Consider the following 15383-nt stretch of genomic DNA (forward strand, 5'->3'; position numbering starts at 1 on the left):
GCATGCCAAAGCTGCAGCAACTTCTGCGTTGGGTCACGTTGGGGTCAGTGGCAGACATCGCTGCCGATGTTGAATCCACTCAAGCCGCAGTACCATCTGGACTTGGAGTGGTGGGCGGTACAGGGTTCGAACCTGTGACCCCTACCATGTCAAGGTAGTGCTCTACCGCTGAGCTAACCGCCCGAATCCCTCGCTAGCATTGCGCTGTGCAGGGCGCGCATTCTAGCGCAGGGATTCATCGACCACAAGCCCCACCCGCACCCGAATACTCCACTGCCCTAGGCCAGGCTTGCCGTTTTGAGCTTCTGGATCTGGTCGCGTATTTGCGCTGCGGCCTCGAACTCAAGATCCTTTGCGTGCTGATACATCTTCTGCTCCAGGCTCTTGAGCTTGCCGGCGATTTCCGCGGGTTTCATGGCGCGGTAATCGGGTGTCTCCTCAGCGACCTGACGCGACTTCGAACGCCCCTTGCCCGACTTCTTCTCGGCTGCATCTTCGCGCGCACCTTCCATGATGTCGGAGATCGGCCTCTCGACAGATTCAGGCGTGATGCCATGTTCCAGGTTGTACTCGACCTGCTTTTCACGGCGGCGATCGCTCTCGTCGATCGCTGCCTGCATCGAACGGGTCATCTTGTCGGCATACAAAATGGCCTTGCCGCGCAAATTGCGTGCGGCGCGCCCAATGGTCTGGATCAGCGAACCGGTCGACCGCAGGAAGCCTTCCTTGTCGGCATCCAGGATCGCCACCAGCGACACTTCCGGCATGTCCAAGCCCTCGCGCAGCAGATTGATGCCGACGAGCACATCGAATTTGCCCAGACGCAGGTCGCGAATGATTTCCACACGCTCTACGGTGTCGATATCCGAGTGCAGATAGCGCACCCGAATGCCATGCTCGCCCAGGTACTCGGTGAGGTTTTCGGCCATGCGCTTGGTCAATGTGGTCACCAGCACGCGGTCGCCGAGCTTGATGCGTTCGTGAATCTCCGACATGAGGTCATCGACCTGCGTGCCCACCGGACGGATCTCCACTACCGGGTCGATCAAGCCAGTCGGGCGCACCACCAACTCCGTAACCTCGCCAGCCGACTCGCGCAACTCGTAAGGACCCGGTGTCGCTGACACGTAAATGCTGCGCGGCGAACGCGCTTCCCACTCTTCGAACCGCAGCGGCCGGTTATCCAGCGCAGACGGCAAGCGGAAGCCGAACTCCACCAGCGTTTCCTTGCGCGAGCGGTCGCCTTTGTACATCGCGCCGATCTGCGGAATGGTCACGTGCGATTCGTCGATGACCAGTAGCGCGTCCGGCGGCAGGTAATCGAACAAGGTCGGCGGCGGCTCGCCGGGTGCCTTGCCGGTGAGATGCCGCGAGTAGTTTTCGATACCGTTGCAGAAACCCACTTCGGCCATCATTTCCAGATCGAACTGCGTGCGCTGCGCCAGACGCTGCGCCTCGACCAACTTGTTCTGCGAGTAGAGCTGCTCAAGCCGCTCTTTCAACTCTTCTTTGATGGTGTCTACCGCACTCAACGTGCGCTCACGCGTCGTGGCGTAATGCGTTTTCGGGTACACGGTATAGCGCTGCAGCTTGCGCAAGGTCTCGCCGGTGAGCGGATCGAACAGCGTCAGCTGCTCGATGTCGCCATCGAACAACTCGATGCGCAGGGCCTCGGTATCCGACTCGGCAGGGAACACATCCAGCACCTCGCCGCGCACGCGAAAAGCGCCGCGCGTGAGCTCGAACTCGTTACGGGTGTACTGCAGGTCGGTGAGATGACGGATCAACTGACGCTGATCGATGTGTTCGCCAATCGACAGGATCAGGCGCAGCGACAAATAGTCTTCCGGCGCGCCGAGGCCATAGATTGCCGACACCGTCGCCACCACCAGCGAATCGCGCCGCGACAGCAAGGTCTTGGTCGCCGACAAACGCATCTGCTCGATGTGTTCGTTGATCGAACTGTCCTTCTCGATGAAGGTGTCCGACGACGGCACGTAAGCCTCTGGCTGGTAATAGTCGTAGTAGCTGACGAAGTACTCCACCGCGTTGTGCGGGAAGAACGACTTGAACTCGCCATACAACTGCGCCGCCAGCGTCTTGTTCGGCGCCATTACCAGGGTCGGCTTCTGCACCTGCTGGACGACGTTAGCAATGGTGTAGGTCTTGCCCGAACCGGTCACCCCCAACAGCGTCTGTTTGGCCAGCCCAGCCTCAAAGTTGGCCACCAACTTGTCGATGGCGGCAGGCTGGTCGCCCGCTGGCGAGTATGGGGATACGAGCTGAAAACGGTCGGTCATGGAACGATCTCGGGGGAGGCTGCACGAATTTACGGAGGCCAACATCGGTAGAACCCTGACAGCCGTGCAAGTGGAGGCAGCGTTACTTGGCAGACAACCAATGTTGAGACTGCTTGCTCAACTTCAAGGAGAGGCGCAATGGATGCAGCAAGCTATTCGAACGCGAAAGGGTACACCGCAGTCCAGTTGCTCATCGTGATGGCGATCGTCGGAATCGGTGCAGCCATCGGTATACCTAGCTTCAAAAGCCTCATCGAGTGGCAGCGAGCGACCACCCGCGTGCACGTGCTGACCGCACATCTTGCGATGGCCAGAAGTTTTGCCGTGACACAAGGCGCGCCTGTCAGCATTTGCCCCTCTACGGACGGGGTTCGTTGCCGAACAGATCGCGACTGGAGCCACGGATGGATCCTCTTCAAGGATCCAGAGCGCGGCGTACAGCCGCAAAGCGCCGCATCCGTCATCAGAGTGGAGCATGCCTCCTCCACCGGCGGCCTCGACATCACCAGCACCGTCGGAAGATCCATCGTTCGTTTCCTGCCGAACGGCCGCAGCAGCGGCACGAACATCACCATCAGCTTATGCAGCAACGCTCGGCGACTCGCTGACGTAGTGGTCAACAACTCGGGAAGAGCACGTACCGTCCGCTACACCAGTTCTGTGAGCTGCATGGCCCGATAAGCAGGCGAACAAAAAAGCCGCGACACGTCGCGGCTTTTTTGTTTCATCTTGGCGCCCGAAGTTGGACTCGAACCAACGACCCCCTGATTAACAGTCAAGTGCTCTAACCGGCTGAGCTATTCGGGCGTGGAGGCGCATTCTAGACGCAACTTCGCAGCAGCGCAACACCTAGCACAAGCTACCAGCAGCCTGGAGTGGCAGTCGCGCTCGGCGTCTTCACCCCTGCCTGGTTCAACGTCAGCGTGCCGCACTTGTCGTTGGCTTGGCTGCCCTGAGGGGCAGCGGTCAAGGTAAAGGTCGACTGCGTGGTCGCGAGCGTGATGTTGTATTGCGCTGTACCACCTTCGCGCGGCGACTGGATGGTCGTCGACCCGTTTCCAAACTTGAAACTGGCATAGGTGTTGTTAGTCGTATGCGAGCGTTCCAACAACTGCGAGTATTCGACCAGGTCGGCCTTGGCCTGCGCTCGGCGAGACTTGCGAACATGGTCGGCGTAAGACGGGTAGGCGACAGCCGCCAGGATGCCGATGATCGCGACGACGATCATCAACTCGATCAAGGTAAAGCCACCGGCGCCAGCACGCTGGCGAAATTGCCTAGACAGGGAGCGCGAGAGGTCTAAGGGCATTGACAATCTCCGTTACTGAAGCTGGCGCCAGGACTGGCGGCCGCAAGGATAAGGAACATACATGGGTGCGGCACCGGCTACGCTGACGATCATCCAGCAGCCCGAACCTGGAGGAACAGTGGGCGCCGCAGAACCATCCTTGGGATTGACCTTAGGCTCGAGCCTGGGCACGACCGACACGCCCACGTCCTTGACCGGAGCATTGCCACCGGTGTTGAGAGAGATGCCCGCTGAACCGTTAGCGAGCGTAGACCCTCCGATGCCGCCCATTCGCACACCAGATAGGGCGCCCACGCCCGTTCTCGGATTCAGCCCGAACAACCAGTTCACACCATCGGTACTGCACCCGCTGCTGATCGCGAGCGGCGCATAGGTGGGCATGAACAAGATTCCCGATACGAGTTCCGGATAACCCACAAATCGTTCACCGGCGGGCAGATCCACGTACCAACCAAGCGACGTCGAGGGGGCATTGCCTTGCTGCAGGGATCGAGTAGTACCAGAAGTACCACTGCTGACAGAAAATGGCGTCAGGTTCGCCCTGGTTAGGGTTGTGGAGATCACCCCATCCACCTTATCCGTGAAACCATACAGGCTTTGCGTCTGCAGCGCGGAACTCGCCTGGTTATCTTTATCAAACGAAAAACTACCGGTGCCGAACAAGACCAGAACTCCACCGTTCTCTCCGGAAGCGGCCTGCAGTCCACCGGTGATTGGCTGACGGTAGTTCAAACCACCTTCGGAATAAGTCCCTGTCGTGAACGCGGGAACGGTCACTGATGTTGCGGTTGATGTGAGATCGAACTTCCAAATCGCTCCACGAAGATCGGCCGCATAGACCGTGTCAGCATATCCATCGCGCGTGCGAGCCGGCTTGTTGGTGGTCGGGTCGATCGTCAGATTATCGATACGGTCCAACACAATGAGATTGCCGAGTCCGTTGTTACCACTGATTTTGGTTGCCGCTGTTGTGCCTGCCGGCTCCGTTGCCTCGATCATATGAATCGTCGGCGTGGAACTGGTCCCGATATCGACCACGAACAACACCGCCTTGCCGCTGGCGCTAGCATAGCCGTTGCCGAAGATCGCCTTCCAGCTGACCGTTCCATTGGCCGCGCGCACCGGAACGATGACGGGCTTGCCGAGCACATGCCCGATGTTCGCGCGCACAGTGGCATCGCCACTGAGATCATTGATCTCCCAGAGACGGCTACTGGCGCCGAAGCTTGCCGGATTGGTGACGTCCAATGCGAAGACACCGCGACCACCCGCACCCGTGGTGCCGACCAGCGTCGTCTGCCAGGCGTTGTTGTAGTACGTATCTCCTACCGCAATCGGACCATCGACGAAGTAACGATGATCAAAATTGGGCAACGTAGATGACTTATTGACTTGGTAGGGCAGCAACAGATTTCCCATGTGGCCATATGACGTCGCGGGCACATACGCAAAGCGCTCACGGCCACCACCTCCGGTGACGGCACCAGTGCTGTCGATGCCGCCATCGACGGCATGCAGCATGCCGTCATTGGCCCCTGCGTACACCATATAGGCCTTATTGCGCTTGCTATTGAGATAGTCGGTATAGCTAGTCCCCAGCGTACCGCCCAAGCCACGATATCCATAGTCGTCGACCGGTGCACTGATCACCGGGGTGGAATTGACGATATCGCCGAGAACGGTGCTCCGGTCGCGGAACTTGCCACCCTGCTGAACTTCGCCACTACGGTCACCCAGTAGATAATTGGCGGCAGTCGCGGCGGTTGCACCAAGACTGGTCAGGTCCGACTGCGAGCAGAGCGATTGACTGGGATACAACGTCGCGGACAAACCACATAGACCGCTTAAGCTGATGCTCGTGCCATCGAATTTTCGCACATTACTGCCATCGTTGAAGTAAACATTGCGTGCACTGGCTGCAGGCATCTGTGCAGATGCCTCCCAGAGCGGAGTAAAGCGCGCTTCGCGCGTATCCGGATCAACCGAGACCTGATTGGCCTTCAGCTTGCTGGACCAATCCGTGCCGTTGTTGCTGATCTGGTACTCAGGAGTCACGGTCAACGAGCCTGCACCGATGCGCGCACCCGTCAACGCCAGCGTGCCAGACGGCGAGTTGGCAGCACTGGCGGCCGACAGCACTCGACGCATCGCAGCGGTCACTTCATTAGGGCTCTTGGCATTGATGAACTGACCACGGCTATTGATGGTGGCATGCCAGAGCTCATCGATCACGCGGCCATCATCATTCACCAGTGGATCGCCATCAGCGTTCCAGTTGGGAGCATTGGCATAAGGGTCCCTGGTGGCCGCCTGATTGACTTCGTAAATACTTCCCTGTGCGCCCAAGGTGATCGCATAGAAGTTCATATGCAGATCTTTCTGACAATCCAAACGCTTCCAGTCGGCGGATGTCTTGTCGAGGGTTGCGCACTTTTCGTCAACAGGCACCAAGCCGCCGGTGAAACCCTGCCCAGTCACCAAAGGCGTGTTTACACCAGAATAATAGCTGGCAGCGATGTCAGCGATCGTTTCGCTATAGCCGTCGGCAAATGGCAACGCAGGAAAATTCACAGTCCCTGTCGAGTCGGCATTTCCATACGTCGCACTAGGAACATTGGGAGAGGCTTGGGCATTGGGATTCGTATAACCATCGGTAAATAGCATGCCGCCGTTTTTTTGACATGCACGCAACACCGGCGCTCCGAAATCGGTTCGCCTGAACTGCTGGCCCAAATACTCGATAGCCACACGATTGGGCGTACCGCCAAGTGGTATGAGGTGATAGATCTGCTCGAACAACGTTTTACGCGAAGTATCGTCGCCGATGTCATACATGATCGGCTGCTTACGATTATTGATCGTAAAGTAACCAACCCGCATATTATCGACATTGGCCAATGTCCGTGACTCGGAACCAATAATGGAAAGAATACGATTACGATGATATTGGAACCAATTGGCAAAGTTATTTGATGCGTTATTAAAATCCGTAGTGGTCAAGTAATTTGACTTCAAAATCTGATATCGCCGCATATTGCAACCAGGCCCGCAAGCATTTGCAATAATCGGCCTATTAACATCATTTGAATTGTATCCTGTCGGTGCCGGAGCAGCAACAGGCAAGTAAAATGTCGCAGGAATATAGGAGATTTGCACAGAACAATTGGCACCAACATGGGCATTGGAGGTAATCGTTGACCACGCCCCACCAGTACCCCGCACTCCATCGAAACCATTGGAATTACAAATCCTGGCAGTGGAAGGTTCTGTCGTCCGATATCGCGTCCCAGAGGGAATCGTCATACCAATCACGAACCGGAATGAATTATCGCTAGTCACCTCCCTCGGCTGACCAAGCCCGACGATCGTGCCATACTTACTCATTCTTATTTGGCCATTAGCGTCGCCATAAACAGCGGGATCGCGCGAATCCGCCCGTGCGGCAGTAAAATCAGCCTGCTTCCACAAGGTCCGATCAGCCTTGGTCCACGGATCGTACTGGATCGCAGGATCAAAATAATTTGCATTATATGTGGGCGATCTTGCGAAACCAAATTGATCCAGCGGAGGGAGAGCAACGCCAATAGGAAAAGCCGAGTTATAATCCGGAAAAGGAAATAAGTAAACATAACAATCCTGAGAATCACGAAGACAGTTATCCTCACTATTAAAGAAACTTCCGTCAGCCTTAAAAAAACTTGAGTTACTAGTATTCCATTGAAGCCGCCCATCGCCGCCCTTGAAAATACGCTCGAAAGTCATCGAGTTCGAATCATCCACCACCACGATGAATGCCGGCGGGACCGGAGTGCCATTATTAAGTGGGGCCTGCACCAACTTTTCTTGGCCCTGCGCCGCGATCAAGTTGTAGACAAAGTAACCGCCCATCGTAATCAGGACGACGACGGAGGCAATAGCCGTTTTGAGAATGCGACGAGACATGCAGACGGCCTCAGAGCTTGAAGATGGAGTCAATCGACGCCGACGAAGATGCATCCGTCGTCGCATCGTTGGCGAAGGTGGTGATTTGATATACGGGAGTTACCGGATCTACCGTATTGCCCATCGCGAGCGAGCCTCCCCCGATGATGCATGATTCGATGCGCCGCACATTGACCGCCTCATGCACCGACACAGCCTTATTACGTGCCCAGGCCACCGGATCGAATGCGGTATCACAGTTTTGCTGGATATCAGTATCCGCAACCGTTGCGTCGCTGGGAGCGCTCTTGCGATTGGCGATGGCTTCAATCGCCCGCTCGCTCCTACGCGTCACGCCCTCGGCATTCTGGAAGGCGATGTTGGTCACCAGATAATTGGACGCCATTTTCTCCTGCATCCCTGCCACCTGCATGCCGGCGATCCCGATCAACGCCAATAGGATCAACATGATCAAGGCAACATAGAGCACTGCCCCACGGGGGCGGGAGGGCATTGGGCGGCGGCGAGCGACTGCATTCATTGGTCAATTCCCGAACAGGCGATTGCGTAAGGCGATCGTGGATTCGTACGTCATTCGGTAACGGCCATCCGTCTGGGTGGGCGGCGCAAACGAGACGCCCAACGCACTGGGATAACTCAACGCAGTTGCCGGGCCTTCGGCGGTAGAACGTGCGGGACTGCGTGCCAGGATGCCAACCTGAACTTGCCCGACCCGTCTCCACTGCCCCGCCGCGGTGGAATCGGTGTTAATAGAGACGTCGCTCGCGATCGCCTGGGTGCTGATGTTTCCCAACGGTGGCGAGGTATTGGATATGTTTGCAGTCTGATCGAGCCCGAACAACAACTGCATGTTCTCGATCCCTTCGACCAGCTCTTCCGGCGTGCCGTAATCGTCAACGCCATTGGACCGTGCGCGCATCAGTGCAGGCTCGCCTGAAGTCGCAGATGTGCCGACGTAATACACCAGCGACTCGGCGCGGTAGAGCATGGTCTGTCCGCTTGGGCGTGTGGAGTAATTGGACAAATTGGTCCCGGTGGCAGTGACCTTGCCGCTGACATAGGTGCCTTTGAACACCGTGGCATGATCGCAGTCCGCAACTCCGAACACGTTCGGTGCCGCTTGCCCCCCTTCTGTCAAACGCAGTCCGGCGGTGGCATCAAAGCCCACGACGCTATCGCTGCCTGTGGTCAACGCCTTGATCGGCACGCCTTCCGGGGCCAGGTAACGCAACACCAAGATATCGCTGCCACCGCGAGGATTGAGTTTGGTAATCGCAGCGGGCAGATTCACCGGCACTGCCCAGGTATCTCCGAGGGTCAGCGTGCCGGGCGGCTTGGTGTTAGGCGCCTCGTAGCCTTGCACGCTAATGCTGAAATCCAGCGGATGACCTGAACCACTGACCGCACCGGTATTGATGGCCGGATCCCCTTCCCCGCGCACAAAATGAGCCTGGTCGTTGACGCACCCGAAATGCCCGGCCATGCGAATGTCGCGCTGGAGGAAATCCATCGCGAAACGTCCGTTTTCCTGCGCACGCGCACTACCTTCGGCCAACATCGACGCGGTACGCGACGCAGAAAAGACCTGGATGACTCCCAGCATCAGCACCAGGCCGATGACCATCGCGATCATCATCTCCACCAAGCTGATGCCGGCAGCAGTGCGTTGGTTAGAAAAACGCCGCGTCATAGCTGCGATACCAGGGTGAAGGTAGTCTGGGCGTTGGGATTATTGGCATCCCAACGCTGATCCCCCCAACTGATGCCAACGGTGACCTGGCCGTTATTATTGAGAACGGTTGCACTGGCGCCTTCGCCCAATGCGCGCACGACCTGGCATTTCCAACGCGAGATATTGTCAGCGATGGCCACGCTCCCGAGAGGCCGACTGCAGCTGGCTGCAGTCACAGTGTTTGCGGAAAAGGTGGCATCGGTATACCAGGCAGACTGGAAGCGGTTGCTTCGCATCTGGTCCATCAAGTCATACGCCAGGTTGGTCGCCTGGGTGCGGTAGTTGGAACTCTGCACGAACCGCACATTCGCCGTCTGCAACAGCGCAAAGCCGAGCAGGCCAAATGCGAGAACGACGATAGCTATCAACACCTCAAGCAGACTGAATCCCCTGGTGAGAGAGGGCGAAACGAAGGGACGGAGCATCATTGGCAGGAGCTCTTCTGAGACGTGATCTGGCCGGCGGCATTAACGAACAGGGTGCGACGCAGCGCCTGCCCATCGCAGGTCACCGGCTGCAGCGTGATCTGTTGGTTGGTGGACGCGACCCTGCGCCCACGCCCATCGAAGGCAATCACGGCGCCAGAAGGACCGGTGCTGGACAGTGAGGTGTCGATCGCGACGAAGCGCAGGACCGTATCGCCAGTTTTGAATGCCCCATCGCCATCCGTATCGGCCCAGGCCAGCATTCCTGCCCCCCAATTGTTGTCGCATTCGGTCCCGGATGCGCTGCCGCAGACACCGCCACCACGGCGATTGCGAATGGCCTCACTGCGCGCCACCGACAGCAGACCGAGGGTCTCGTTGGCGCTGCTCGCGACTCGATTGGAGCGAAGCGTTCCGCGGAAGCTGGGAAAAGCGATGGTGAGCAAGATCGCCAGGACGACGATCGTGATCATGAGTTCCACGAGTGTAAAGCCGGCAGATCGGCGAAAAGACATTGAACGCTCCCCAGCGTGACGTGTGCAAGATGCTACGCCCGCCCCCTAGCAACAAGCACAAGGGGGACGAACGGTTGTTTCAGGGTCACCGACGCATGCGGCAGACGATCTTTCCGGCGAATTACGTTCCCCTACCACTTTTCGGCCATAGCTTGGAGATTCTCAAGCCCTAGGTCGCCACCCGATAACAAGGCCGGTAGTCCCCCGAGATCTTCATCCGCCGTTGCTCGACGAAGCCACGCAGAAGGTCGTCCAGGGCCTGCATGATCTCGGGATCGCCGTGGAGTTCGAAGGGGCCGAATTGCTCGATGCGGCGCATGCCGTCTTCCTTCACGTTGCCGGCGACAATGCCGGAGAAGGCGCGACGCAGGTCGGCGGCCAGGGCTGCTGCCGGGCGACCGTGATGCAGGTCCAGCGCGGCCATCGCCGCGTGGCTGGGCTCGAACGGCTTCTGGTACTCCAGCGGAATGTGCACCGACCAGTTGAAGTAGTACGAGTCCTTTTGGTCCTTGCGGTGCGCGCGCACCTCGTGGACCCCTTCGGCCATGCGGCGCGCCACGGCGACCGGGTCGCCAACGACGATCTCGTAGCGCGAGGCAGCTGCATCGCCAAGGGTCAGGCGGATGAAGCGGTCGATCTGCTCGAAGTACTGCGCGGCGATGGTCGGGCCTGTAAGGATCAGCGGGAATGGCAGGTCCGCATTTTCTTCGCGCAACAGGATGCCGAGCAGGTAGAGAATTTCTTCTGCAGTGCCGACGCCGCCCGGGAACACCAGAATGCCATGACCGATGCGAACGAAGGCTTCGAGGCGCTTCTCGATGTCCGGCATGATCACCAGATGGTTGACGATCGGGTTCGGCGATTCGGCGGCGATGATGCCTGGCTCGGTAACGCCGATGTAGCGGGTGCTGTGTTTGCGCTGCTTGGCATGCGCGATGGTGGCACCTTTCATGGGGCCCTTCATCGCGCCCGGGCCACAGCCGGTGCAGATATCCAGCCCGCGCAGGCCGAGTTCATAGCCGACCTGCTTGGTGTACAGGTATTCGTCGCGCGAAATGGAATGCCCTCCCCAGCACACGACCAGATTCGGGTCCAACGGCTGCAGGATGCGCGCATTGCGCAACTGACCGAACACGGCATTGGTGATGCCTTCGCTGGTATCGAGATCGGCGCGTTGCGCTTCGAGTTCGATGGCCATGTAGGCAAGATCGCGCACCACGGCGAACAGCAGCTCGGCCACACCGCGGATGATGTCGCCATCGACGAACGCCATCGCCGGCGCGTTGCTCAGATCGATGCGGATGCCGCGATCCTGCTGGTTCACCTGGATGTCGAAATCCGGGTAGAGATCGCGCGCGGCGTGCGGGTCGTCCGATGCGCTGCCGCTGGTCAGCACGGCCAGCGCGCAACGGCGCAGCAGCTCATGCATGCCACCGCTGGATGCATCACGCAGCCTGGCCACTTCGGCCTTGGACAACACATCCAGGCCACCACGCGGGTAGACCCGCGCATCCACCACCGGCAGCGCCCGCGCTGCTGTACTGCTGAGTTCCATAGCATGCTCCTGTCGTCGACACAGAACTTTAGCGTACTCACCCGCACAAAAGAAAACGGCCGGGAGACCCCGGCCGTTTGTGCAAACTTCGACACGCTAGCCAGCTTTAGAACTGGTAGCGGAAGCCCAGCTGCAGCGCCCAGCGCGAGATGCCCTTGTCGTCGTAGACAGTGGACTGAGCCGGCTCGTTGAAACGGTACACATACTTGCCGGTTGCAGCATCAATACCGCCGTATTCAACAACGCGCTTGAAGCCTGGGAAAGCATATTCGTCCACGCGGCCCCAGTTCTTGTTGAGAAAGTTGCCCACGTTCATGACGTCAAGCCAGATCTGCGCTTTGTTGCCATCGAAAAAACCTGGAAGTTCCTGCTCGATGTGCAGGTCGAACTGATTCACCCACGAATTACGCACCGCGTTACGACCGGCAAGTTGTCCCTGATGAGTGGAGAGATACTGGTCGTTGTTCACGTAATTCCAGAATGCATTCTCTTCAGCCGCACTTCCGAACAGAACATCGCCGCGCCCCTTTGGAATGTAGAGCAGATCGTTGGCTCGACCATCGCCATTTGCATCGTTGTCGAACGTGTAGCTGTACGGACGGCCGCTTCGCCCCTGATAGACCAGGCCTAACTTGGTGGCATAGTCACCAAAGAAGTTGTGCTTCCACTGCAAGGTGCCGAGGAAACTATCCTTGATCTCATACGCAGAAGTCGCGTTGACTTCTTCATTCGCCTGGAACGCTGCGGTGTTGAGCAGCTGCGAACCCGACGTGGAGCTAGTCAGACCGCTGACTTCCTTCGCGTTTGAGTAGGTGTAGGCCAAGCTCCATGACCAGTCGCTATCATTGAAGGGCTTGTTCAAACCAACAGTGAAGCTTTGCGTCGCACCCTCACTGGTCGGACGCGCAATGATGGCGTCATTGAAGCGCTGATCGCTATTTGCACGCGCCAGCGCATTGCCGGACACACGCCCCTGGTTGTCCCAGTTAGCGCGGTTGCGACCAACTGCGTTCCAGTAGATCTGGCGACCATCCTGACCAACCGCAGTCGGCGCACCCAGATTGAGCTGCTGGTAATAGATCGCCTCGTTGACCCTGGTAACCACACCTTCCAGAGAGCCAATGATGCCGTGCCACGGAAGCTCTGCATCAAACGCCAAATTGGCTTTCCAAACCGATGGCTGCCCGAGATCCTTGTCGACAAAGTCGACTGACTGGGTCGCGCCGCCGGTCCCAGTCGGCTGATTATTGACATCCGGGGTGAAACGGATATTGCCACGGGTGATTTGGGATGCGTTACGGAAATTGTAATCCGTGTAAGCCAAGCCGGTATTGGAGAATGGATTGGACAACCACACAGAAGCAGCAGCACCCTGGAACAGACCAACGCCACCACGCAACTGGGTCGGACGGTCCGCATCGAATGTGTAGTTGAAGCCGAAGCGTGGCTGCCACAGATCGTTACCATCGATCGTAGCGTCATTACGCACGCCGAATGCGTCGAATGCGGTCTGATTGAACTGCGGGCTGTTCGGAACCAGCTGTTTTTCATAACGCAGACCGAAGGTCAACGTCAGATTACTGTTGACCGCCCAAGTGTCCTGCACAAACAGTCCAAGATTACGCAAGCCCCAATTCGCTGCGATGTCATCGATGTTCCTGGTATTCGAGGACGAATAGCGGTAAGACACAGGCCTGTTGGCGCGGTAAGCGGCGATCGATTCGAAGCTGTAGGAGCCGAACACGCGCGGACCATACAGGTTGAAAATATCGTTATCTTCGTAGTCGAACCCGAATTTCACCGTGTGATCGTTGAGAAACAGGTTGCCTGCGAAGAAGGCGTTCCAAGTTTTGGTACGCAACTCATTGGCTTGGGTATTCGCCTCGGTACCCAGGTTGACCGAGTTAGCGCCGACACGGACATTGATGGCCGGCAGCTGCGAGGCAGCGGTACGTATCGCCGAATAGTCGCGATAAGACACCTTGGCCTCAGTAGAGAAGTCCTCGGTCCAATCGCTGAACAATTGCGCGGTGTAGGTCTCCAATTCGAAATCGCGCACGTAGTGGTACGAATTCAATGCCAACGAGCTGGTGCTGAATCCATTGAGGTTCGCAGTGCTTTGCTCGGACTTGCCATAGCGGAACGAGCCACGGTGCTTATCGCTGATGTTCCAATCCAGCTTGAAGCCCTTTTCCTCAGAGTCAGAATCCAGTGCAGGAAGCGCGAGCGTCCCTGGGTCGAACCCATACACATTGCGCGAAATATCAACGATCTCGTCAACCTGCGCCTGCGAGATGTTCACGGTATTGCTAGCTCCAGAACCAGTTGGACCAAAGCCGCTGTTACCGTTGAACACGCCCTTGCCCTTGTACTTCTCGTAATTCGCGAAGAAGAACAATTTGTCTTTGACGATCGGGCCGCCCAGGGTCAAACCATACGTCGCTTCGTTGTCGAACAGCTGCGGGCGAATACCGTTCTGATTCTTGCCTGACCAATCGTTGTCACGATAGGTGCCATAGACCGACCCGTGAAACTCGTTGGTGCCGGACTTGGTGACCGCATTAATCACGCCGCCGGTGCCACCGTTAATGGTGACGTCGTAGTTCGCCACGTCTACCGAGATTTCATCGATGACGTCCATCGAAAACGGCTGGCGCGGTGTCGGCAGGCTGTTGGATTCCAGACCGAAGGCGTCGTTGGTGCTGATGCCGTCGACGCGGATCGCGTTGTAGCGCGGATTTTGGCCGGCGATGGAGATTTCGTTGCGGGCCTTGTCGGTTTGCGCAACGCGCGGATCCAGGCGCACATAGTCCTGCAGGTTACGGTTGATCGACGGCAGCGACTCGATTTCTTCGCGGGTCACGTTGGTGCCGGTACCCATCTTGTTGGCGCTGAAAATGTCCGAGCCGTAGTTGCCGGCGATCGCCTGCACGGTGCCCAGCGTGGCCAGATCGCTACCCAGGGCGGCATCGACCTGATTGACCTTGTCCAGGTTCAAATACACGCCTTCGCGGGTGGTGTTGCCAGCACCGGAGGCGGTGATGGTGATGGTGTAAGGGCCGCCCACACGCAAGCCGCGCGCGTTATAGCGTCCACTGGCATCAGTGGTGGCGCGGCTGACCGTTCCGGACTCCACGTGCGTGATGGTGACTTCGGCATTCGGGACGGGCTGGCCGCCACTACTGGTCACCAAGCCGGCAACGCCAGCCGAGGTACTTTGCGCAAACACGGGAGCGGCGGCGAGCGCGGCGACAAGGCCAAGCGTCAGCTTGGACATGCGGAGACAACGGGGGTGGGTCATTTCAGTAGCCTCGATGCAGGTTGGCAGTGACAGAAAGGCGCAGTCAGCCCAACCGTTCCCGGGGGTGGGCTGCCGATGATCTGGGGTCCCTTGCCGTGCGGCTGGTTACTTCTGCAACTTTTAACAACAGATTAACAAGCTAAGACCTACCTGTGACGGCGACGTGACAAAGTTCACGTTCTGCAACACGCACTGCGTAGGTGAAGGTGCAAGCGCCAGATTGCGCAAAGTCGCAGCGGCATGGAGATGGGCGTCTCATCTCTTCAGCCGTTGAAGCACCAGAAGAGATCTGAGCGATCAAATG

10 protein-coding genes and 2 tRNA genes are annotated in these 15383 nt (G+C 57.9%); 1 reads left to right on the plus strand and 11 read right to left on the minus strand.

Annotation, left to right across the window (positions count from 1 at the left end; all coding sequences use genetic code 11):
- Positions 1–108: 108 nt before the first annotated feature.
- Together WJW29_RS08935 and uvrB are read right to left on the minus strand one after the other, a co-directional pair.
- A tRNA-Val gene (locus WJW29_RS08935) sits at positions 109–183 on the minus strand.
- Between the two features lie 95 nt (positions 184–278).
- The gene (gene uvrB / locus WJW29_RS08940; protein ID WP_011259712.1) at positions 279–2300 is read right to left on the minus strand and encodes an excinuclease ABC subunit UvrB; all 2022 of its coding nucleotides are present in this window, start codon (positions 2298–2300) and stop codon (positions 279–281) included.
- 138 nt (positions 2301–2438) lie between these two features.
- Here uvrB and WJW29_RS08945 point away from each other — a divergent pair, with 138 nt between their 5' ends.
- Positions 2439–2981 carry a GspH/FimT family pseudopilin gene (locus WJW29_RS08945; RefSeq protein ID WP_011259713.1) on the plus strand — a complete coding sequence of 181 codons (543 nt, stop codon included), beginning with the start codon at positions 2439–2441 and terminating at the stop codon, positions 2979–2981.
- Between the two features lie 49 nt (positions 2982–3030).
- Here WJW29_RS08945 and WJW29_RS08950 read toward each other — a convergent pair.
- The 9 genes from WJW29_RS08950 to WJW29_RS08990 form a co-directional block, all read right to left on the minus strand.
- Positions 3031–3107 (minus strand) — tRNA-Asn (locus WJW29_RS08950).
- 52 nt (positions 3108–3159) lie between these two features.
- Positions 3160–3609, minus strand: a complete 450-nt coding sequence (locus WJW29_RS08955; RefSeq protein WP_042465105.1) for a type IV pilin protein — start codon at positions 3607–3609, stop codon at positions 3160–3162.
- A 12-nt stretch (positions 3610–3621) separates the two neighbouring features.
- Positions 3622–7551 (minus strand): PilC/PilY family type IV pilus protein, encoded by a 3930-nt coding sequence (locus tag WJW29_RS08960; RefSeq protein ID WP_233282846.1) that lies wholly within the window; start codon positions 7549–7551, stop codon positions 3622–3624.
- 10 nt (positions 7552–7561) lie between these two features.
- Positions 7562–8071, minus strand: coding sequence for a PilX N-terminal domain-containing pilus assembly protein (locus WJW29_RS08965; RefSeq protein WP_011259718.1), 510 nt, complete (start codon positions 8069–8071; stop codon positions 7562–7564).
- A 3-nt stretch (positions 8072–8074) separates the two neighbouring features.
- Positions 8075–9241: a PilW family protein gene (locus WJW29_RS08970; RefSeq protein WP_011259719.1), complete on the minus strand. Its 1167-nt coding sequence runs from the start codon at positions 9239–9241 to the stop codon at positions 8075–8077.
- The gene (gene pilV, locus WJW29_RS08975) at positions 9238–9711 is read right to left on the minus strand and encodes a type IV pilus modification protein PilV (protein WP_011259720.1); all 474 of its coding nucleotides are present in this window, start codon (positions 9709–9711) and stop codon (positions 9238–9240) included. The genes WJW29_RS08970 and pilV overlap by 4 nt, the downstream gene beginning before the upstream one ends.
- Positions 9708–10223, minus strand: coding sequence for a Tfp pilus assembly protein FimT/FimU (locus tag WJW29_RS08980; protein ID WP_011259721.1), 516 nt, complete (start codon positions 10221–10223; stop codon positions 9708–9710). The genes pilV and WJW29_RS08980 overlap by 4 nt, the downstream gene beginning before the upstream one ends.
- Positions 10224–10392: 169 nt before the next feature.
- Positions 10393–11778: a nucleotide 5'-monophosphate nucleosidase PpnN gene (gene ppnN / locus WJW29_RS08985; RefSeq protein ID WP_011259722.1), complete on the minus strand. Its 1386-nt coding sequence runs from the start codon at positions 11776–11778 to the stop codon at positions 10393–10395.
- A 106-nt stretch (positions 11779–11884) separates the two neighbouring features.
- Positions 11885–15079, minus strand: a complete 3195-nt coding sequence (locus WJW29_RS08990) for a TonB-dependent receptor (protein ID WP_011259723.1) — start codon at positions 15077–15079, stop codon at positions 11885–11887.
- Positions 15080–15383: the final 304 nt, after the last annotated feature.

It is taken from the genome of Xanthomonas sp. JL1 (assembly GCF_038405005.1).

Coding starts and splice junctions, on each gene's coding strand:
- uvrB (WP_011259712.1), bottom strand. CDS start 2,300: ATGACCGACCGTTTTCAGCTCGTATCCCCATACTCGCCAGCGGGCGAC.
- WJW29_RS08945 (WP_011259713.1), top strand. CDS start 2,439: ATGGATGCAGCAAGCTATTCGAACGCGAAAGGGTACACCGCAGTCCAG.
- WJW29_RS08955 (WP_042465105.1), bottom strand. CDS start 3,609: ATGCCCTTAGACCTCTCGCGCTCCCTGTCTAGGCAATTTCGCCAGCGT.
- WJW29_RS08960 (WP_233282846.1), bottom strand. CDS start 7,551: ATGTCTCGTCGCATTCTCAAAACGGCTATTGCCTCCGTCGTCGTCCTG.
- WJW29_RS08965 (WP_011259718.1), bottom strand. CDS start 8,071: ATGAATGCAGTCGCTCGCCGCCGCCCAATGCCCTCCCGCCCCCGTGGG.
- WJW29_RS08970 (WP_011259719.1), bottom strand. CDS start 9,241: ATGACGCGGCGTTTTTCTAACCAACGCACTGCTGCCGGCATCAGCTTG.
- pilV (WP_011259720.1), bottom strand. CDS start 9,711: ATGATGCTCCGTCCCTTCGTTTCGCCCTCTCTCACCAGGGGATTCAGT.
- WJW29_RS08980 (WP_011259721.1), bottom strand. CDS start 10,223: ATGTCTTTTCGCCGATCTGCCGGCTTTACACTCGTGGAACTCATGATC.
- ppnN (WP_011259722.1), bottom strand. CDS start 11,778: ATGGAACTCAGCAGTACAGCAGCGCGGGCGCTGCCGGTGGTGGATGCG.
- WJW29_RS08990 (WP_011259723.1), bottom strand. CDS start 15,079: ATGACCCACCCCCGTTGTCTCCGCATGTCCAAGCTGACGCTTGGCCTT.